This is a genomic window from Pantoea sp. SGAir0184 (assembly GCF_043544755.1).
The window spans coordinates 601,045-621,419 of record NZ_CP028050.1; the positions used below are offsets into that span (position 1 = coordinate 601,045).

19 protein-coding genes are annotated in these 20,375 nt (G+C 57.0%); 8 read left to right on the plus strand and 11 right to left on the minus strand.

From position 1 onward, the window contains the following. Position 1: 1 nt before the first annotated feature. Positions 2 to 583, minus strand: coding sequence for an NAD(P)H-dependent oxidoreductase (locus tag C1N60_RS02855; protein ID WP_125310314.1), 582 nt, complete (start codon positions 581 to 583; stop codon positions 2 to 4). A gap of 162 nt (positions 584 to 745) precedes the next feature. Here C1N60_RS02855 and C1N60_RS02860 point away from each other — a divergent pair, with 162 nt between their 5' ends. Next, positions 746 to 1,510 carry a transporter substrate-binding domain-containing protein gene (locus C1N60_RS02860; RefSeq protein ID WP_394521364.1) on the plus strand — a complete coding sequence of 255 codons (765 nt, stop codon included), beginning with the start codon at positions 746 to 748 and terminating at the stop codon, positions 1,508 to 1,510. Positions 1,511 to 1,679: 169 nt separating this feature from the next. Here the strand turns inward: C1N60_RS02860 and C1N60_RS02865 are convergent, their stop codons facing one another. The 6 genes from C1N60_RS02865 to C1N60_RS02890 form a co-directional block, all read right to left on the minus strand. Continuing rightward, positions 1,680 to 2,543, minus strand: a complete 864-nt coding sequence (locus C1N60_RS02865) for a ketose-bisphosphate aldolase (RefSeq protein ID WP_021509600.1) — start codon at positions 2,541 to 2,543, stop codon at positions 1,680 to 1,682. A gap of 103 nt (positions 2,544 to 2,646) precedes the next feature. Continuing rightward, entirely contained in the window at positions 2,647 to 3,498 is an 852-nt protein-coding gene (locus C1N60_RS02870) for a class II fructose-bisphosphate aldolase (protein WP_394521365.1), read from the minus strand. 9 nt (positions 3,499 to 3,507) lie between these two features. Further along, positions 3,508 to 4,599 carry a PTS fructose transporter subunit IIC gene (locus C1N60_RS02875; RefSeq protein ID WP_394521366.1) on the minus strand — a complete coding sequence of 364 codons (1,092 nt, stop codon included), beginning with the start codon at positions 4,597 to 4,599 and terminating at the stop codon, positions 3,508 to 3,510. A gap of 11 nt (positions 4,600 to 4,610) precedes the next feature. Next, entirely contained in the window at positions 4,611 to 4,925 is a 315-nt protein-coding gene (locus C1N60_RS02880) for a PTS fructose transporter subunit IIB (protein WP_021313325.1), read from the minus strand. Positions 4,926 to 4,948: 23 nt separating this feature from the next. Next, complete coding sequence (locus C1N60_RS02885) at positions 4,949 to 5,419, minus strand: PTS sugar transporter subunit IIA (RefSeq protein WP_010618474.1); 471 nt, start codon at positions 5,417 to 5,419, stop codon at positions 4,949 to 4,951. Between the two features lie 17 nt (positions 5,420 to 5,436). Next, on the minus strand, positions 5,437 to 6,996 hold the full coding sequence (locus C1N60_RS02890; protein ID WP_058776535.1) for a BglG family transcription antiterminator: 1,560 nt from the start codon (positions 6,994 to 6,996) through the stop codon (positions 5,437 to 5,439). Positions 6,997 to 7,404: 408 nt separating this feature from the next. On the opposite strand from C1N60_RS02890, the gene parC reads away from it, so the two are divergent. The 3 genes from parC (at position 7,405) to ftsP (ending at position 12,111) form a co-directional block, all read left to right on the plus strand. Further along, the gene (gene parC, locus C1N60_RS02895; RefSeq protein ID WP_021509596.1) at positions 7,405 to 9,678 is read left to right on the plus strand and encodes a DNA topoisomerase IV subunit A; all 2,274 of its coding nucleotides are present in this window, start codon (positions 7,405 to 7,407) and stop codon (positions 9,676 to 9,678) included. Between the two features lie 38 nt (positions 9,679 to 9,716). Then, positions 9,717 to 10,454 (plus strand): 1-acylglycerol-3-phosphate O-acyltransferase, encoded by a 738-nt coding sequence (locus C1N60_RS02900; RefSeq protein ID WP_021509595.1) that lies wholly within the window; start codon positions 9,717 to 9,719, stop codon positions 10,452 to 10,454. A gap of 229 nt (positions 10,455 to 10,683) precedes the next feature. Further along, positions 10,684 to 12,111, plus strand: a complete 1,428-nt coding sequence (gene ftsP, locus C1N60_RS02905; protein WP_394521367.1) for a cell division protein FtsP — start codon at positions 10,684 to 10,686, stop codon at positions 12,109 to 12,111. Positions 12,112 to 12,294: 183 nt separating this feature from the next. Here ftsP and dkgA read toward each other — a convergent pair whose 3' ends face one another. Continuing rightward, entirely contained in the window at positions 12,295 to 13,122 is an 828-nt protein-coding gene (gene dkgA, locus C1N60_RS02910; RefSeq protein WP_141496431.1) for a 2,5-didehydrogluconate reductase DkgA, read from the minus strand. Positions 13,123 to 13,327: 205 nt separating this feature from the next. On the opposite strand from dkgA, the gene C1N60_RS02915 reads away from it, so the two are divergent. Next, the gene (locus C1N60_RS02915) at positions 13,328 to 14,245 is read left to right on the plus strand and encodes an AraC family transcriptional regulator (RefSeq protein WP_058759789.1); all 918 of its coding nucleotides are present in this window, start codon (positions 13,328 to 13,330) and stop codon (positions 14,243 to 14,245) included. Positions 14,246 to 14,266: 21 nt separating this feature from the next. On the opposite strand, the gene C1N60_RS02920 is transcribed toward C1N60_RS02915, so the two are convergent. Together C1N60_RS02920 and metC are read right to left on the minus strand one after the other, a co-directional pair. Further along, a complete protein-coding gene (locus C1N60_RS02920; protein ID WP_021509591.1) occupies positions 14,267 to 14,926 on the minus strand; it encodes a DedA family protein in 660 nt (219 codons plus the stop codon). Positions 14,927 to 15,031: 105 nt separating this feature from the next. Further along, positions 15,032 to 16,222: a cystathionine beta-lyase gene (gene metC / locus C1N60_RS02925; RefSeq protein WP_021509590.1), complete on the minus strand. Its 1,191-nt coding sequence runs from the start codon at positions 16,220 to 16,222 to the stop codon at positions 15,032 to 15,034. 117 nt (positions 16,223 to 16,339) lie between these two features. On the opposite strand from metC, the gene C1N60_RS02930 reads away from it, so the two are divergent. The 3 genes from C1N60_RS02930 (at position 16,340) to exbD (ending at position 17,845) form a co-directional block, all read left to right on the plus strand. After that, positions 16,340 to 16,582, plus strand: a complete 243-nt coding sequence (locus C1N60_RS02930; RefSeq protein WP_394521368.1) for a hypothetical protein — start codon at positions 16,340 to 16,342, stop codon at positions 16,580 to 16,582. A gap of 106 nt (positions 16,583 to 16,688) precedes the next feature. Next, a complete protein-coding gene (exbB, locus tag C1N60_RS02935; protein ID WP_031280126.1) occupies positions 16,689 to 17,417 on the plus strand; it encodes a tol-pal system-associated acyl-CoA thioesterase in 729 nt (242 codons plus the stop codon). A 5-nt stretch (positions 17,418 to 17,422) separates the two neighbouring features. Then, entirely contained in the window at positions 17,423 to 17,845 is a 423-nt protein-coding gene (gene exbD / locus C1N60_RS02940) for a TonB system transport protein ExbD (RefSeq protein WP_021509588.1), read from the plus strand. Positions 17,846 to 17,955: 110 nt separating this feature from the next. Here exbD and C1N60_RS02945 read toward each other — a convergent pair whose 3' ends face one another. Then, the gene (locus C1N60_RS02945) at positions 17,956 to 20,313 is read right to left on the minus strand and encodes an Ig-like domain-containing protein (RefSeq protein ID WP_394521369.1); all 2,358 of its coding nucleotides are present in this window, start codon (positions 20,311 to 20,313) and stop codon (positions 17,956 to 17,958) included. Between the last annotated feature and the right edge of the window lie 62 nt (positions 20,314 to 20,375).

The window sequence follows — 20,375 nt, forward strand, 5'->3', positions numbered from 1 at the left end:
GTTAAGCAAAGATCTGACTGAGATGAGTCCGATAACGTGCGATATCGCGCGGCACGTCCGGCTGTTTAATCACGTCGTTACAGATAAAGGTCGGCAGACTTTCCATACCGAGGAACTGATTGGCTTTATGGAAGTGCAGGTACAGGCCGTCCACGCCGACGCCTTCAAAGAACTGGTCGGCATCGGTAAAGGCTTCCAGCGGGGCATTCCAGGTCAGCGACAGCATGTATTTTTTGCCCTGAATCAGGCCGCCGGAACCGTATTTTTTGCTGGCATCGCTGCGCGAACGGCCATCGCTGGCGTACAGCGCGCCGTGGCCCAGAGTAAACACCTCATCGATGTACTTTTTCACCGTCCACGGCTCGCCCATCCACCAGCCCGGCATCTGATAAATCACCACGTCGCTGTCGAGGTATTTCTGCACTTCGTCCGCCACGTTGTAGTCGCTATCAGCAACGGTCACCTGAACCTCATGGCCCAGATCGCGCAGCTGGCTGGCCGCCACTTCGGTCAGGGTATGGTTCAGCTCGCCTTTGGAATGGGCAAAGGTCTTGCCGCCGTCGATAATCAAAATATTGCTCATGGATAATTCGCTCCGTTTCTCATAGATGCCGCCCACTCTACGCGCGCGCGCGGGGCAAAAAAATGCGTGATTGATCACAAGACTTTTGCTCTTAAAGCAATAATGCCGTCACTTATGCAACAATCCGCACGCAAACCAACATCCACTTAAAAAGAACACACCATGAAAACTGTGATACTGAGTGCTTTACTACTGATGGCCGGCGCGGCTCAGGCGCAATCCCACCTTGATAACGTTCGCCAGAGCAAAATCCTGAAGGTCTGCACCACCGGCGATTACAAGCCTTACACCTTTTTGCGCAGCGACGGCCAGTATGAAGGGCTGGACATCAGCATGGCGCAGTCGCTGGCCGCCAGCCTCGGCGCAAAAGTAGAGTGGGTACCAACCACGTGGAAAACCCTGAGCGAGGATTTCGTGGTGAAACAGTGTGATATCGCGCTGGGCGGTGTCTCCGTGACGCTAAAACGTCAGCAGATCGCCTGGTTCGCCCAGCCGCTGGGCGTCGATGGCAAGATTCCGCTGGTGCGCTGCGCGGATAAAGCGAAGTACCAGACGGTTGAGCAGATCAACCAGCCGCAGGTGCGGGTAATCGAGCCGGCCGGTGGCACCAACGAAGCGTTTGTGCACAGTCATCTGCCGCAGGCCAGCCTGCAACTGGCGGAGAACACCGGCATTTTCCAGCAGCTGGTGGATAACAAAGCCGACGTAATGATTACCGATGCTTCCGAAGCGCTGTTCCAGCAGCAGCACTATCCGTCGCTGTGTGCCATCAATCCGCAACAGCCGATGCAATATGGCGAGAAGGCTTACATGATTCCGCGTGATGATATGAGCTGGAAGCTGTATGTCGATCAGTGGCTGCACCTCAGCACCGCCACCGGCGAATATGCGCAGATCGCCAGACAGTGGCTGGGCGTGGTGAAGTAATCGTTAGCGATAAAGGGTATTACGACAGGCGTTACCGTCCTGTCGCGGCGCAATTTATTGCGCAATCAGCAGCAGTGAGGCGGGTGAATACGTGTGATCAATCGCGCCGCTACGGCATGTGCAACTGACATCCTGCACTTGCGTAGCGGCCCTATTTATTGTTTTGAAATCAACGATACAATCCGGCTTTACCCAGCCCGCCAAACAGATTCATCTTGTAGCGAATCACCGCTTTCGCGGCGGCGATGGCGTCCGGATAAATCACATTCGGATCCCACCAGCTCTCCCGCGCGAGGATCTCGCGCAGTCGGGCGAAATAGGCAAACTTCATGTCGCTGGAGATATTGATCTTGCCCACGCCCAGCGTCACCGCCTCGGCAATCTCCGCGTCCGGATTGGCCGAACCGCCGTGCAGCACCAGCGGAATATCTACGCGCTGAGAGATATCCTTCAGAATGTGCATCTGCAGTTCGGGTTTCATATCTTTGGGATAGATACCGTGCGCGGTGCCAATCGCCACCGCCAGCGTATCGACGCCGGTGCGCTGCACAAAATCTTCCGCCTGCGCCGGTTCGGTATAAATCACCTTGCTCACGCCGCCTTCCACCGTAGTGCCGGTATCGCCGATGGTGCCGAGTTCGCCTTCCACCGACACACCCACCGCGTGCGCCAGCTTCACCACCTCTTTGGTCAGCGCCACATTCTCTTCGTACGGCAGCAGCGAGCCGTCAATCATCACCGAGGTAAAGCCGCACTGAATAGCGCGCAGCACCTGCGCAATTGAAGCGCCGTGATCGAGGTGAATGGTAAACGGCACGCGGCTTTTCAGAGTGCGTTCGCGCACGTAGCCAAAAAATTCATCGGTGACAAATTCCAGTTCGCTCGGATGGATAGAAATAATGGCGGGCGTATTGGTGGCTTCGGCTTCTTCCACCACGGCCCGGATAAAGCAGCTGTCAGCGACGTTAAATGCGCCGATGGCGAAGCGATGTTCACGGGTCGGGGCCAGCATCTCTTTCATTGAAATCAACATGTTTATATTTCCTTAGCGTGAGTTTTACCAGAGCCGGCGCACGCGCCGACCCGATGAGGGAAAAAAAGGTGGTGATTGCGCCGCGATACGGGCGGGCGCGCCGTCAGTAGCGGTTTGCTGACCCTGACCAGCTCAGATATTCAATAACCACTTCGCGACAGGCGGACTCCATCAGCGCCAGCACATCGGCCAGCTCAGCCTGCGGATGCTGGCGCAGCGCCTGCTGCACCGCGTGCTTACCGGCGTCGAACACCGCAGCGCCGACGTTGATCTTGGCGACGCCACAGGCGCTGACGCGGCGTATATCCTCCGCCGGGGTGCCCGAGCCGCCGTGCAGCGCCAGCGGCCGCGTCGTCACCGCGTGCAGCTGCTGCAGCCGTTCGAAGTCGATCTTCGGCTTTACGCCTGGCGGATAAAGCCCGTGCGCGGTACCGACCGAAATCGCCAGCAGGTCGATGCCGGTCTGCTCAATAAACGGCAGCACGTCTTCCACCCGCGTCATCTTAACGGCGGCATCGGCCAGTTCATATGTGGGCGCATCGGCGATATGCCCCAGCTCGCCTTCAACGCACACGTCAGCGGTATGCGCCATCTTCACTACCGCTGCGGTCTGACGAATATTGTCCGCCAGCGGCTCGGCCGATGCGTCAATCATCAGACCGGTAAAGCCGGCGCGAAACGCCTGACCAATCAGCGGAAAAGCTTTGCCGTGGTCAAGCGCCAGCGCCACCGGCACCGCGGCCTGAGCGGCCAGCGCCTGTACCAGCGGCGCCGCCACCGCTGGCGGAAAATGCGCGCTGTGTCCCTGATACACGTTGAGGATCAGCGGCGCGCGCTGCTGTTCAGCCGCCTGAATCGCCGCGCGGGCGGTTTCGAGGTTAAAGCAGTTGATTGCCAGCACTGCGTACTTGTGCTGGAAGGCGGCCTGAATCAGGTCATTCATCATGGCAAACATGCGGGCTCCTTATTCCAGAGTGAATTTGATCTCTTCATCGCGGACGCCGGGTGCTTCCACGTCATCGAACTCTTCATCCTGCTGCGTGACCGGTTTTTTCATCACCGACAGCATCACGCCGCACACCACGGTGCCAATGCCGAGCGCCAGGCAGAACAGCCACGGTTTGGTGAACAGCGGCACCACGAACATGCCACCGTGCGGCACCGGCGCTTCCACGCCCCACACCATAATCAGTCCGCCGGCCAGCGCTGAGGCCACCACGCAGCTGGCCACCACACGCAGCAGGTCGCGTGCCGCAATCGGAATCACGCCTTCGGTAATCATGCAGATGCCCATCGGGAAGGCGGCTTTCAGCGCCTCTTTCTCTGCTTTGGTGTATTTGTGGCGCGTCAGCAGATACGAGAGGGTGATGCCGAACGGCGGAATGATGGAGCCGACAAACTTCACCGCTTCCGGACCGTAAATGCCGTCGACCAGCATGCCGTCGGCGAACAGCGACATGGTCTTATTGATCGGCCCGCCAAAGTCGAAGGTAGCCATCGCGCCGAGGATGGCGCCCATCACGAACTTTGAGCCGCCCTGCATGGAATCCAGCAGATGAATCAGCGTCTTTTGCAGCCAGACGATCGGCTGGCCGATAAAGGTCATCATCAGCAGCCCGGCGATGATGGTGCTGAGCAGCGGCAGCACCATGATCGGCATCAGCCCCTGCATCGACTGCGGCAGCCTGATCACCCGGCGCAGCAGCAGCACGGTGTAGCCAACGAGGAAACCTCCCAGAATGCCGCCGATAAAGCCGGTGCCGATCTGGCCGCAGATGAAGCCGACGATCAGGCCGGGCGCAAAGCCGGGACGATCGGCAATCGAGTAGGCGATGGCGGCGCTGATCAGCGGCACAATCAGCCCCATGCCCCAGCCGCCGATCTGGTTCAGCATCCACGCAATGCTGCCGGTCTGCTTGCCGACGTCCGGTCCGCCAATCACCTGGCCGAGCGCGATGCAGATGCCGGCGGCAACGATCAGCGGGATCATCCATGAGATGCCGGTGAGCAGATGGCCTTTGATCTCCTTGCCGTACTGACGTTTGTGATCGCTCATGATCGATCTCCTCAGGCGCGCGCCAGTGAATCCGCCACTTTTTCGAGGAATTTCACCGGTGACTTGATCACCACTTCGGTTTTCACTCGCACGATGGGTTTGCCCTGAAAGCGCTCTTCGCCGTTGATCTTGACGTCAACCGCAAGGATCACCACGTCAGCGGCGTCGATCTGCTCACGCGTCAGCGGCGTTTCAGTGCCGATGGTGCCCTGGGTTTCAACGTGGATGGTGTGGCCCAGCGCGTGAGCCCCCTTAATCAGTTTTTCGCGCGCAATGTAGGTATGCGCGATGCCTGCGGTGCAGGCCGCTACACAGACGATATTCATGTGGCACCTCAAGGTGTTGGGTGTTAACAGAGGTCGGTTTCGGCGTACTGACTAAACAGCCGGATGATATTGCCGGGATCATTCTCCGCCAGCAGTCGGGCTATCACCTCATCATCGGCCAGCGCGCTGGCCACCTGCGACAACAGGCGAATATGGGTAGTGTTCTGATCTTCCAGCCGCACGGCGAACAGGATGATGCAGCGCACCTGGCTGCCATCCAGCGTTTCCCACGGAATGTCCTGCTGGGTGCGGCCGATGGCGAGCGTGGTTTGTTTGACCGCCGACGATTTGCCGTGCGGAATCGCGATATGGTTTTCGAAGCCGGTCGAGCCTTCCGCTTCACGCAGCCAGACATCGGCAATAAACGCGGCGCGATCGCTGATGGCGCCGTCACTCACCAGCAGATCGGTGAGTTCGTTGATCGCCTCTTCTTTACTGGTGGCGCTAAGCGCCAGGTTAACGCGGCGCGGCGTCAGAATGCGGGAAATGTCCATGGTTGCTCCTCATTCAATCAGTGTGCGGCCAACGCGCAGGGCGTGCCGTTGGGCAGCTGGCTGCCAATCATGGCGTCAGTGACCCGCCGGATATCGTCATCATTAAAAAAGGCGCTGACATACACGGCCGGAATGGCACCGGCGTCGAGGTGGATGGTGGTAATCACCAAATCCACCGCGTGGTGCTGACAAAACGCCGCCTGATTGCTGGCTGACACCACGCCGGCAATTTCCCAGTCCGGAAAAGCGCGTAATATGCGGCTCTTTAGCAGGTGCGAGGTACCCACGCCGCTGGAGCACACCACCAGGATGCGTTTGTGGGCGATCTGCCGCTCCAGTGCCGCCTGGAAATGGACGCACAGATAACCAATTTCATCCTCAGCCACCGGCGACAGGGCGAAGGTGCGCGCGGTCAGCTGCATTGCCTGCTGGGTCAGAGAAAATATCTCTTTCATTTCCTGTTTAATATCATCCAGCAGCGGATTGCGAATATGAATGTGATATTTAAGCCGGTTTAATAATGGCTTTATATGCACCAGCAAACCGTCAAATAATAAACGGTCCTGAGATAAGTCCTGCTGAATAAACGCCGAGAAACGATCAATTAATTCGCAGGTTATTTTAACCGACTCGGCAGTGGAAAATTGATTATGCAGCGTCACCTGATCGCCACGCTCTTCCACCACAATGCCGGAGGAGACGATATATTGATAAATAAAACCGACTTCATCGGCCGGCAATGCACAGCCGATGCGCTGCTCAATGCGCGCCACCATCTGCCGGGCAATGGTGAGAATCGACTGATCCAGATCGTGCGCGGTGGTGAGAATGTCCAGCGCCAGCGCGTTGCCCTGCGCCATGCGGTGCATCATGATCAGGATGTGCGTGCACAGATTGAGATACCAGGCATCGCCCAGCGGATAACTCAGCTGCTGCTCCATCTGTTGCAGCAGCGTCTGCACAAAAGCCACATCCTCTTCGCCAAAATAGTGCACCAGCGCCTGCTGGCTGCCGGGATCGAGCCGCGGCAGCAGTGGCGTACCGGCGACCTGTTGCTGCATCACATCGTTGATCAGCGACACCATCGCCTGACGCAGCGCCTGTTCATGGCCCTCTATGTGCGTGCCGCCCGGGCCGCGCTGCAGCGTTAATCCCAGCGGCTGCAGCCACTCTTCAATCACTTTCAGGTCATTCACAATCGAGGCGTGGCTGATAAAGTAGCGCTCGGACAGCTTGCTGATTGACGTGGCGCGCGGTGCATCGCTCAGGAGCTGGGAGGCGATTTTTATCCGCCGGCTGTTATGACTGAGCGCGTCGCCGGCCTCGTCGCCGTTCAGCTGCTGCTCCAGCTGCAAACGCTGCTGCATATCCTCAACCCGCAGCCGCACACCGCGGCCAGGGGTTTTCTCCAGCGTCAGCGCCCAGTTGCTGAGCCAGCTCTCCAGCCACTGCAGGTCGCGCTGAATGGTCTTTCCGGAGACACCGAGCTGTAACGCCAGCTGACCAATCGGCTGCGGCGCCGCCTGTTGCAACAGCAATTTCACTAACCGGTGTTGTCGCGAAGTCAGTATTTGCATTCGGTCACCCTTTATTTTGGTAAAACCTAATGGGATTTTTCCTTGTGGCATTTATTTCATTGCCAGCAAGCCGTCGCGAAAAAGGTGTGTCTTATGGAGTATGAATTTAGGAAAGGATGGCGGCAGCAACAATACTAAATGTTGTCCCGTCAGGCGGACAGCATTAATACACCGCGATGACGGGAAATTAAATGCGAGTTTGCTCACACAATAACGCGCTAAATAAGTGTGATGATGCTCCCAATCCTTTTTATTTTTCCAACCGGCGTCACGTTATTTAAAGCCGGGAGATTCTTTCTGTCCTCAACGGCTTCCCTGTGACTAAATCCCGCGAATAAGGTACTATCCTCGCCAAATGACCGCCGGATGACCCGCCGTTGCGGGCCACGAAGTGAGGATGCCAGCTTAATGAGTGAAATGACACAGGATGGCGCAGAGCGTCTTGCCCTGCACAAGTTTACTGAAAACGCGTACCTGAACTACTCCATGTACGTGATCATGGACCGTGCGCTGCCGTACATCGGTGACGGTCTCAAGCCGGTGCAGCGCCGCATTGTTTATGCCATGTCCGAGCTGGGGCTTAACGCCAGCGCAAAATTCAAGAAATCAGCGCGTACCGTCGGTGACGTGCTGGGTAAATACCATCCACACGGCGACAGCGCCTGCTATGAAGCCATGGTGCTGATGGCGCAGCCGTTCTCCTACCGTTATCCGCTGGTGGATGGTCAGGGCAACTGGGGTGCGCCGGACGATCCAAAATCCTTTGCGGCGATGCGTTATACCGAATCGCGCCTGTCGAAATATGCCGAAGTGCTGCTCAGCGAGCTGGGGCAGGGCACGGTGGATTACATCCCGAACTTCGACGGCACGCTGCAGGAGCCGAAAATGCTGCCGGCGCGCCTGCCGAACATCCTGCTCAACGGCACCACCGGCATCGCCGTGGGTATGGCGACCGATATTCCGCCGCACAACCTGCGCGAAGTGGCCGAAGCCGCGGTGCGCCTGATCGACAAGCCCAACACCACGCTGGATGAGCTGCTGGAAATCGTGCAGGGGCCGGACTTCCCGACCGAAGCCGAGATCATCACGCCGCGCGACGAGATCCGCAAGATCTACCAGAACGGCCGTGGTTCAATCCGCCAGCGTGCGGTGTGGAAAAAAGAGGACGGCGAAGTGGTGATCACCGCGCTGCCGCATCAGGTGTCGGGCGCGCGCGTGCTGGAGCAGATCGCCAGCCAGATGCGCAATAAAAAGCTGCCTATGGTGGAGGATCTGCGCGATGAATCGGATCACGAAAACCCGACGCGGCTGGTGATTGTGCCGCGCTCCAATCGGGTGGATCTCGATCAGGTAATGAACCACCTGTTTGCCACCACCGATCTGGAGAAGAGCTACCGCGTTAACCTCAACATGATCGGGCTGGATAACCGTCCGGCGGTGAAAAACCTGCTGGAGATCCTCTCGGAATGGCTGGTGTACCGCCGCGATACCGTGACGCGCCGCCTCAATCATCGCCTGGAACGCGTGCTGCGTCGTCTGCATATCCTCGAAGGTTTACTGGTGGCGTTCCTCAATATTGATGAGGTGATTCACATCATCCGCAGCGAGGATGAGCCGAAGCCGGTACTGATGTCGCGCTTTGACATCAGCGAAACCCAGGCCGAAGCGATTCTGGAACTGAAACTGCGCCATCTCGCCAAACTGGAAGAGATGAAGATTCGCGGTGAACAGGCCGAGCTGGAAAAAGAGCGCGATCAGCTGCAGGCGATCCTCGCCTCAGATCGCAAAATGAGTAACCTGCTGAAGAAAGAACTGCTGGCCGATAGCCAGACCTACGGCGACGATCGCCGCTCGCCGCTGCATGAACGTGAAGAAGCGAAAGCGCTGAGCGAGAACGAGCTGGTGAGCGCTGAGCCGGTCACCATTGTGCTGTCGCAGATGGGCTGGGTGCGCAGCGCCAAAGGTCACGATATCGATCCGGCAGGATTAAGCTACAAAGCGGGCGACAGCTACCGTGCCGCCGCGCGCGGCAAGAGCAACCAGCCGGTGGCGTTTATTGACTCCACCGGCCGCAGCTATACGCTGGATCCGACCTCGCTGCCGTCGGCACGCGGGCAGGGCGAGCCGCTCACCGGCAAGCTGACGCCACCGCCAGGTGCGGTGATTGAGCAGGTGCTGATGGAAGCGGACGATCAGAAGCTGCTGATGGCCTCCGATGCCGGCTACGGCTTCATCTGTACCTTTGCCGATCTGGTGTCGCGCAACCGCGCCGGTAAAGCGCTGCTGACGCTGCCGGAAAACGCCAAAGTGATGACGCCGCTGGCGGTGCACTCTGGCGACGACATGCTGCTGGCCATCACCCAGGCGGGGCGGATGCTGATGTTCCCGGTGGCCGATCTGCCGCAGATGTCGAAAGGCAAGGGCAACAAGATTATCTCGATTCCGTCCGCGGACGCCGCCGCGGGCGTGGACAAGCTGCAGTGGCTGCTGATTCTGCCGCCGGGCAGTTCCATCACTATCTACGTCGGCAAGCGTAAGCTGATCATGCGTGATGAAGATCTGCAGAAAGTGCGTGCTGAGCGCGGCCGTCGCGGTAGTGTATCGCGCGGACTGCAGCGGATCGATAGCGTGGAAGTGAATGCGCCAGCGCGGCCAAAAAGTGACGCGAATAGCGAAGAGTAAGACTGAAAAGGCGAAGGACTGCCACATTTGAGGAAGCTATGTTACTAATTTTACGCACGTTGATCGTTGTGATTTATTCGATTCTGGTTTGTATATTTGGCAGCATCTGGTGTCTGTTTTCACCGCGTAATCCGCGCCACGTGGCGACCTTTGGTCACATGTTTGGTCGTCTGTCGACGGTGTTTGGCGTCAAAGTCGAACTGCGTAAACCGGCGGATGCCGAAAGCTACGGTAACGCGATTTACATCGCTAACCATCAGAACAACTACGACATGATTACCGCCGCCAATATCGTGCAGCCGACCACGGTCACGGTGGGCAAGAAAAGCCTGCTGTGGATCCCGTTCTTCGGCCAGCTTTACTGGCTGACCGGTAACCTGCTGATTGACCGCGATAACCGCGCCAAAGCGCACGGCACCATCGGCGAGTTGGTGGCGCAGTTTAAAAAGAAGAAAATTTCCTTCTGGATGTTCCCGGAAGGGACGCGCAGCCGCGGACGCGGTCTGCTGCCGTTCAAGACCGGCGCGTTCCATGCGGCGGTGGCGGCGGGCGTGCCGATCATCCCGGTGGTGGTCTCTAACACCCACGGCAAAATCAAACTGAATCGCTGGAACAATGGCTTAGTGATCGTAGAAATGCTGCCGCCAGTGGATACCACGCAGTTTGAAACCACGTCGGTACGCAAACTGGCGACCCACTGCCGTGAATTAATGTCTGCTAAGCTGGAAGAGTTGAACGCTGAAGTCGCCGAACGCGAAAAAAACGGTAAAATCTAGCCGGCAAAAAATGGCTCACCCGCAGCGCGCAATGGCTCGATCTGTCGGGTGCATTGAGGCGCACCGGGCCCCGCCGCTTGTAGGGTGCGCATTCATGCGCACCGGGTCCCGGATGCGCATTGACCTAACCCGGACACACAGCCGCGCCGGTCGGGCGCTTCACAACACGATTAAAAATAACAACATGGACACGGCGTCTTCACGCCACGCTCAAAAGGTCTGAAGTTTTATGTCTTGCAGCAGACGTCAGTTTATTCAGCTTTCTGCCGGTATGGCGCTGGCTTCCAGCGTTATGCCTTACGCCGCCCGCGCCGCCGCGCCATTGGGCGATGTACCTTTGCCGGTGCCGCCGCTGATTGAATCACGCCGCGGTCAGCCGCTGTTCCTTACGTTGCAGCGCAGCCACTGGTCTTTTAACGGCAACAGCAACAAAGTGCCGGTATGGGGCATTAACGGCCTGTACCTTGGCCCGACGGTGCGCGTTTACAGCGGCGATGATGTCAAACTGATCTACAGCAACCGCCTCAATGAACCGGTGGCGATGACCGTCAGCGGTTTGCAGGTGCCGGGCGCGCTGATGGGCGGTGCGCCGCGCATGATGTCCGGCGGCGTAGACTGGGCGCCGGTGCTGCCGATTCGTCAGGGCGCGGCCACGCTGTGGTATCACGCCAACACGCCAAATCGCATGGCGCCGCACGTTTATAACGGCCTGGCGGGCATGTGGCTGATCGAAGATGACGTCAGCAAAGCGCTGCCGCTGCCGAAGCATTACGGCGTCGATGATTTCCCGCTGATTATTCAGGACAAGCGCCTCGATAACTTTGCCACGCCGGTTTATAACCCACCGTCGGACGGCGGGTTTCTCGGCGATACGCTGCTGGTTAACGGCGTGCAAAATCCGTATGTCGAAGTGTCGCGCGGCTGGGTGCGTTTGCGCCTGCTGAATGCGGCCAATGCGCGCCGTTTCGATCTCAGCTTTAGCGACAACCGGCCGTTTACGGTGATTGCCAGCGATCAGGGCTTCCTGCCCGCGCCGGTAGCGGTGCAGACGCTGTCGCTCGCACCGGGCGAACGCCGCGAAGTGCTGGTGGACATGTCGCAGGGCGATGAAGTGTCGATCACCGCAGGCACGGCGGCAGGCATTATGGATCGTCTGCGCGGGCTGTTTGAGCCGTCATCGATTCTGACCAATACGCTGGTGCTGACGCTGCGCCCGACTGGCCTGCTGCCGCTGGTGACCGACAATCTGCCGATGCGCCTGCTGGCGGATCAGATTCTTGATGGCGTGGCGGTGCGCACGCGCGAATTCCGCCTCGGCGATGGTACGCCGGGCATTAACGGTGTGCTGTGGGACATGAATCGCATCGATACTACGGTGCAGCAGGGCACCTTTGAGCGCTGGATCATTCACGCCGACCGTCCGCAGTCGCTGCATATTCAGGGCGTGATGTTCCTGATTAAGAGCGTCAACGGCGCGCAGTCGATGGGAGAAGATCGCGGCTGGAAAGATACGGTCTGGGTGGACGGTGATGTCGAACTGCTGGTGAGTTTCCCGCAGAGTTCGTCAGAGCATTTCCCGTTTGTCTATTACAGCCAGACGCTGGAGCTCGCCGACCGCGGCACGGCAGGGCAGATGGTGGTTAATCCGGTCGGGTGAGGTGCGTTTCTTTTCCCTCACCCTAACCCTCTCCCGCCAGCGGGAGAGGGAACCGTTTTGAGCGGTATGACTCACAGGCACACCGCTTCAGATTTGCGCGGACATCTCCCTCTCCCGCATGCGGGAGAGGGCCGGGGTGAGGGGGCAAACCGCACCTTTCACCCATCGCATCCTTAACCCACGTCACCCATTAAACTCTTCCGGATCCGGTCCCAGCCGCTTGCCTTTATCCAGCTTCGCGATCTCGCTCACTTCTGACTTATCCAGCCGGAAATCAAACACCTGGAAGTTCTCCTGAATGCGTGCCGGCGTTACCGACTTCGGAATCACCACCAGGCCGCTGTCCAGATGCCAGCGAATCACAATCTGCGCCGGCGTCTTACTGTACTTTTTCGCCAGCTCGCGAATGATCTCCTGATCAAACACGCCTTCACCGCCCTGCGCCAGTGGGCTCCACGACTCGGTCTGAATCTGATGCAGCGCATTCCACGCATGCAGCGTGCGCTGTTGAAGCATCGGATGCAGTTCAATCTGATTCACCACCGGCGACACGCCGGTTTCATCAATCAGCCGCTTGAGGTGCGCTTCATGGAAGTTGCACACGCCGATGCTTTTCGCCAGGCCCTGCTGCTGCAGTGCCACCATTTTCTTCCACGCATCGACGTAGTGGTCTTTCTGCGGGCACGGCCAGTGCATCAGATAGAGATCCACCTGCTCCAGCTGCAGCTTTTTCAGGCTGGTCTCCATCGCCTGCTCAACGTTCTGCTGGTCATCATTCCACAGTTTGGTGGTGATAAAGATCTCATCGCGCGCCACATCGGTTTCCTGCAGCGCCTGGCCAATCGCCTCTTCATTTTTATACGCGGCGGCGGTATCGATGGAACGATAGCCGACCTTCAGTGCTTCCAGCACCGCGTTGCGCGCTTCATCAATGCTGGCCTGCCAGACGCCAAGGCCGAGTTGCGGCATCATGTTGCCGTCGTGCAGTTTAATCCGGGGTTGCTCTGCCATAGTGACTCCTTATCGGTTGCAGTGACTTACCGTAGAAACGATGTGCTTAAGTCTAGTCAACAAACCTGACCTGAGGATCATTGTGGCAACCGAACGGCACTTTCGCCCGGTGCAATCCTGCAAAAATCTTGCCTGATTCTCCAGCCATCTGGAGCTTTATGCAGCAATGCGGCACACTGCGTTTTTTGCTGCCCGAGAGAGTGCCATGCCGAACGATGCCCTTTGCCGCCAGCTGGCGCAGCGCGTGATCGCGCTGATGCGCGAGCCACAAAAGCCGCTGTGTGCGGTGGAAAACGTACGGTTGATCTACGCTGAGGAACCGCTGCCGCGTACGCCGATGTTGTATCCGGCGGGCATCGTGATCCTGTTTCAGGGACACAAAACCGGCTACCTCGGCAGCACGGTGTTTCGCTACGACGCCACCAAATATCTGATGCTCACGGTCACGCTGCCGGTGGAGTGCGAAACCGACGCCACGCCGCAGCAGCCGCTGGCTGGTATGAGCCTCACCGTGGATCCGGCCAGTTTGCAGGATCTGCTGTTAAGCATTGGCGATGACGAGCAGTTTCAGCCGCAGCCGCAAACCTCCGGCATTCACTCCGCGTTTCTTAGCGAGGAGATGCTGTGCGCCGCGGAACGGCTGCTGGATGTGATGGATAAACCGCGTGACGCCCGCGTGCTCGGCCCGCAGCTGGTGCGTGAAATCATCTATTACGTACTGACCGGGCCGATTGGCGGCGCGCTGCTGTCGCTGGTCAATCGCCAGACGCAGTTCAGCCAGGTGGCCCGGGCGCTGCGCCGCATCGAGAACCACTTTGCTGAAAGCCTGAGCGTGGAAATGCTGGCGGCGGAGGTCAACATGAGCGTCTCGGCGTTTCACCATAACTTTAAGGCGGTGACCCAGACGTCGCCGCTGCAGTATCTCAAGCGTTACCGGCTGCATCAGGCGCGGTTAATGATGCTGCAGGATGGGCTGAAGGCCAGCGCCGCCGCCGTGCGCGTCGGCTATGAAAGCCCGTCACAGTTTTCGCGGGAGTTTAAACGGTACTTTGGCGTGACGCCGGGAGAAGAGGCGAGCCGCGCGCGCCAGACCGGGGCGCTGCAGCCGTTTGACGCCGCCTGAAACGGCGGCGCTTTACAGAGGTCAGGCTTTCTGGCGCCGCTTTTTCCAGATCACCACAATGCTGCCGCCGAGGCCGAGAAACAGCAGCACAATAGGCAGCACCATCAGGATCGCCATCACCTGATCTTCGTGGCGCTTGATAAACGGCACCTGGCTGATGCCATAGCCCATCGCCACCACAATCCCGACCCACAGCGCGCCGCTCAGCCAGTTGAAGAACTGAAAACGCCCGTTCTGCAAACCCGAAATGCCCGCCATGGTGGGCAGCAGCGTACGCACAAAGGCCAGAAAGCGGCCAACCAGCAGTGCCATCAGGCCGTGGCGGTTGAACAGGTGCCAGGCGCGCTGATGGTACTGCGCTGGCAAATGCATCAGCCAGCTTTTGACGATTTTAGTGTTACCAAGCCAGCGCCCCTGCAGATAGCTCAGCCAGCAGCCGAGGCTGGCAGCGGTGGTCAGAATCACCATGGTCGGCACAAAATCCATCACGCCTTTGGCGATCATCGCACCTGCCAGCAGCAGCAGGCTGTCGCCGGGCAGGAACGAGGCAGGCAGCAAACCGTTTTCCAGGAACAGCGTCAGAAACATCACGCCGTAGACAATCCACACTACATCCGGATTGGCCAGCGCGGCAAAATCCTGATGCCACAGCGCCTGGACAATCTCATGTAAAACACCCATCAGCTATCCCATCGAGTCACAAGGCTTGTATTTTAACCGTCCGGGACGGCGTAATCGTTGATCTCCGCTACGCCGCACCGGATGGTTTAAGTTTGGTTTATCTTTTTACGCTTTCAGGCGGGCAAAACCGGCTTTCAGGTCATCCAGCAGATCGTCAACGTGCTCGAGCCCGATATGCAGACGCACCAGTGTGCCGTCAAAATCCACGCCGCCCGCCGGACGAATTGCCGCCAGCTCTTCCGGCTGGTTCGCCAGAATCAGCGATTCAAAGCCGCCCCACGAGTAGGCCATACTGAAATGGTGGAAGCGATCGAGATAATTTGCCAGCTGCGCCGGGGTGAGTTTTTCATGCAGGATGAATGAGAACAGCCCGCTGCTGCCGCTGAAGTCGCGCCGCCAGAATTCGTGGCCTTTGCACTGCGCCAGCGCCGGATGGTTGACGCGCGCCACTTCCGGCTGTGCCGCCAGCCATTCGGCCACGCGCAGGCCGCTCTCTTCGTGCTGACGCAGACGCGTCGCCAGTGTGCGCAGGCCGCGGCTGGCCATGTACGCGGTGTCTGCATCCACCATCTGGCCCATCAGGTAGGAGTTTTCGCGCAGCTGCGCCCAGCAGCGCTCGTTGGCCACCGCAGTACCGATCATCGCATCGCTGTGGCCGATGATGTATTTGGTGCCGGCCTGAATCGAAATGTCGATGCCATGCTCCAGCGCGTTAAACAGCACGCCCGCCGCCCAGGTATTATCAATCATGATCACCGCGTCTGGTGCTTTGGCGCGCACCGCCGCGACAATTGCCGGAATATCCTGCACTTCCATGGTGATGGACGCCGGTGATTCGAGGAACACCACGCGGGTGTTCGGCTGCACCAGTTCGCCGATTTCACTGCCGATGCAGTGATCGAACCAGGTGGTGGTGACGTTAAGCTTCGCGAGAATTTTGGTGCAGAAATCCTGAGTGGGTTCGTACACCGCGCCGCTGACCAGAATATGATCGCCGCTGGTGACAAACGCGAGGATGGCATTGGCGACTGCGGCCGCACCGCACGGATAGAGCACGCAGCCGGCGCCGCCTTCCAGTTCGGTCATCGCATCCTGGAAGGAGAAATGGGTGAGGGTGCCGCGCCGGCCATAAAACAGTTCACCGCTGGCGCGTCCGGCGGTGGCGCGTTGTTTGTCCGCGACGGAGTCAAAAACCAGTGAGGATGCGCGCTGAATGACGCTGTTAACCGAGCCCTGAGTGTAACGTTTGCTGCGTCCCGCGGTGACAAGCCGGGTATCAATTTTTTTCGTTGCCATCACTGCCTTTCCTGACACGTCTCACAAAGCATCCAACTTACCACGAATCGCGGCGCGGGGTTGAGCCCGTTTGCCGAATATCAGAGTGACGCCAGCACAATCGCGGAAAGAGGCTGGATGTGGCTTTTATTACGCGGCGGAAAAGCAAAGCGCAATAAATTGCGCCGCTACGACCCGTGCGGGATGTTCGTCCGCGCCAGTTGCACCATTTCACAAACCGCACCCAACCGTAGCGACGCGATTTATCGCGCAACCGTGCCTGTTGCTCTATTCCGCAAACCGCACCCAACCGTAGCGGCGCGATTTATCGCGCTAAACATTGCGCCGTATCAATTCAGCGGGTTGCAGCTTTGTAAATAGTAATGAGAACCACTATCACTTCGGTCGGTTTTTTTGCTATGATCCGCGCTTCAATCGTGAACGGTGCAACAGAAGTCGGAGACGCAGCGTGGTAGCCAGTGACTTGATGCAAACGGACCTCTCCGTTTGGGGCATGTATCAGCATGCCGATATCGTGGTAAAAATTGTGATGATCGGCCTGTTGCTGGCCTCGGTCGTTACCTGGGCGATTTTCTTTGGCAAATACGCGGAGCTGAGCGGGGCGAAACGTCGCCTGAAGCGTGAACAGCTGGCGCTGGGCGAAGCGCGCTCACTGAATGACGCGTATCGCGCTGCCGAAAACTTCAAAGCCAACAGCCACAGTGCTGTGCTGCTCGCCGACACGCGTAACGAACTGGAACTATCTGCCGGCAGCGAAGACCTCGACGGCATTAAAGAGCGCACCAGCTTCCGCCTTGAGCGTCGCGTCGCAGGCTTCAGCCGCCACGCCGGTCGCGGTAACGGCTTCCTCGCCACCATCGGTTCCGTCGCGCCGTTTATCGGTCTGTTCGGCACCGTGTGGGGCATCATGAACAGCTTTATCGGTATCGCGAAAACCCAGACCACTAATCTCGCGGTGGTGGCACCGGGCATCGCGGAAGCGCTGCTGGCGACAGCGATTGGCCTGGTGGCGGCAATCCCGGCGGTGGTGATCTACAACGTCTTCGCCCGCATGATCGCCAGCTACAAAGCGTCGCTCGGCGACGTGGCGGCGCAGGTGCTGCTGCTGCAGAGCCGCGATCTGGACCTCGGCAACGTCGATACCGCAAAAGAAGTTAACCGTCCGGCGGCGGCCCAGAAACTGCGCGTAGGATAAGTATTATGGCGATGCGTTTAAATGATGATGCGGTCGGCGATGGCGAAATGCACGAAATCAACGTGACGCCGTTTATCGACGTCATGCTGGTGCTGCTGATCATCTTCATGGTCGCCGCGCCGCTCGCCACGGTGGATGTGCGCGTCAATCTGCCTGCTTCCACCAGCGCGCCGCAGCCGCGACCGGAGAAGCCAGTTTATCTGTCGATCAAAGCGGATAAGCAGATCTACATCGGTAACGATGCGGTGACCAAAGAGACGCTGGTGAATGCGCTCACTGCGCAAACCGAAGGCAACAAAGAGACCACCATCTTCTTCCAGGCGGACAAATCAGTCGATTATGAAACGCTGATGTCGGTAATGGATCAGCTGCGTGAAGCGGGTTATCTGAAGATTGGTTTGATGGGCATGGAGACGGTGAAGAAATAGTTTCACCGGCGTAATACCAGCACCATATCTGTAGGTCGTCATTCATGACGACCTTTTTTATTATGGCGGCCAGAGCGGGCCGCCATGTCACGAGCGGTGCCGAACTGCGGTTAAATCAGATTCACCGTTACGCCGTCCTGCACCAGCAGTTCCGCGTCGCCGTGGCTGAACACATGGTACTGGTTGCCAGCGATGGTCACGGTGCCGGTTTGCTGCGTCCAGCCGCTGACCGCTTCGCCTTCCGGCAGGATGTCGCTAAGCTGCACTGTTTCGCAGGCATGATTATCAATCATTAACTGCGTCTTACCATCATCGATAAACTGATCCTGTTGTCCTTGCTCAAGGATTTCATCTGGATCAATTTGTAATAAACTATTGATGGCATCGTCATGTTGTTCATCAATCTGATTAATCGTTGTATTAACAATCGGAACGGCTTTTTGCCATATAAAATTATCTAAATACAATCCTCCTAAGTCACGCACCTCAATATCAAACTTAGTAAATAACCCTTCATCGATAGAGAACTTATGGTGCAATACCCCTTCTGGTACGGAAACTTTTTCTGAATGTATGATGTTATTATCTTTGTCATAAAAATTTATTATGTAATAGCCTTTATTTCCACCTATAACGTTCAATTCTAAAATTTTCGATGTTGGGACAGTGAACTCTGCTTTAGAGTTTTCTCTCATTATAAGATTATTTCCCGTGTAAGCTTGATTGCCGACATAATAATAGTGGTTTGATAGTTGTACAACTCCGGCTAAAGGCTTCATAGCAAAATCACTTTTGAAATTATATTTGCTGTATAAGTTAAATTGACTGCCAACCCCTACACTAGGATAAGGTTTAGGTATGTGGCTTCCTAAAGATGATGGTAAACCCTCAAAATTACAACCGCTATTAACGTAATTGTATTGCTGTATATTTATAACATAGCTATCGCTGGTTTTATCGCTATCTATCGTCGAGACCGTAAACGCCCACGAGCCGAACTTAAGCGGTGGAGGGGTATAATTCCAGTCGCCTTTATCGTTTGAGAAGACAGAAACTGTAAATGTGTCCTTACCGTCTGTACATTTGATAACCACAGTACTATTTGCTTCCGCAACGCCAGAAAGAGTGGGAGTTCGATCATCGGTTTCCCCGCCATTACGGATTATGCCTGTTGATGTTCCCTCATCATCCCAAACAGATGTGATTTTCGGCACTATTGTGCCAGTTGTTATAATCTGCAATTCGAAAGTTTTACCAGAGGGAGTATATGTGGCGGAAGTCCCTGACTGGAATTCATAAAGGCCCTCTGTCAAATTTTTACTTTCATAAGTCCATGTTCCATCCGCTTCAGTTATTACGCTACCCAATAAGTCCCACATACCGGTTACGTTGCGATAGTGTATATAGACAATATTATTAGCTTCGGCACGGCCGTATAAAGTAGGAGTAGTATCGTCTGTAATCGCACCAGAACCGAGCATACCGGTAGACGGACCAAAATCGTCGTAAGCATGAGTAATCTCAGTGCGAGTAGATGCCGATAGATCAATATTAAGTATGAACTCTTCAGTCCAGCTGCTGCTGTCATTGGCTCGGAACTCCCAGTTACCGGCACTCAGCGCCGGATTCGGTGTCCAGCTCCAGCGGCTACCGTCCATCACTGCGTTGCCTGCATCGATCCATTCGCCTTTATCATTTCGATACTGGATTCTCACCGTGCTACCTGCTGGTGCGTTACCGCAAAGCTCTGGTGTGGTGTCATCAGTCAGCCCGCCGCTTTTCAATTCGCCAGTTGCATTGCCGACATTATCTATTGCGTGAGTGATTTCCAGGATGGCACCGGGATCGGGCGGGGTTGAGCCATCTTTTCCGATGATGATACTAAAAACATCCGAAACCTCACCCTCGCGCACCTTACCGGCAAAGGTTTCATTCGCCACCAGCGCCAAATCATGCTGACCGTCGGTAAGGTCAACCTCCGGCTCGATCTTCCACATCCCGGTATTTTCATCCGCCTTCGCGCTGCCGATAACCGTATTGCCTTCTTTCAGATAAACAATCACGCCTTTTTCCGCGATACCGGTCAGGGTGGGGCGGCGGTCGTCGGTCATCTTGCCAGAATCGAAGCTGCCGGTGATGTCACCCTGATCGTCGTACATGTTCAGCAGCGTCGGCGCTGCCGGCGGCGTGGTATCAATAATCAGCGTACGCAGACTGGGCGTACTGACGTTGCCAGCCTTATCAACCGACTGAAAAGACATGTTGTAGTAACCATCATCCAGTGGCGTTGCAGGTGTCCAGCTCCAGTAGCCGTTGGCAGGGTCGATATCTACCGTAAAGGTCTCTTTGCCGACGGTAATCAGCATGGTGCCGCCCTTACCGATTTCTGAATTTGCATAGCCAAAAAACGTGGGGGTGTTGGTATCGCGCTCGAGGTATTTCACCTCTTCATAATTGAACAGTTCCATGGAGATTATTCCTGTGTTTTTTTACGTCGGGTCCACCGCAGCGAGGGCCGCTGCGCCTTGTT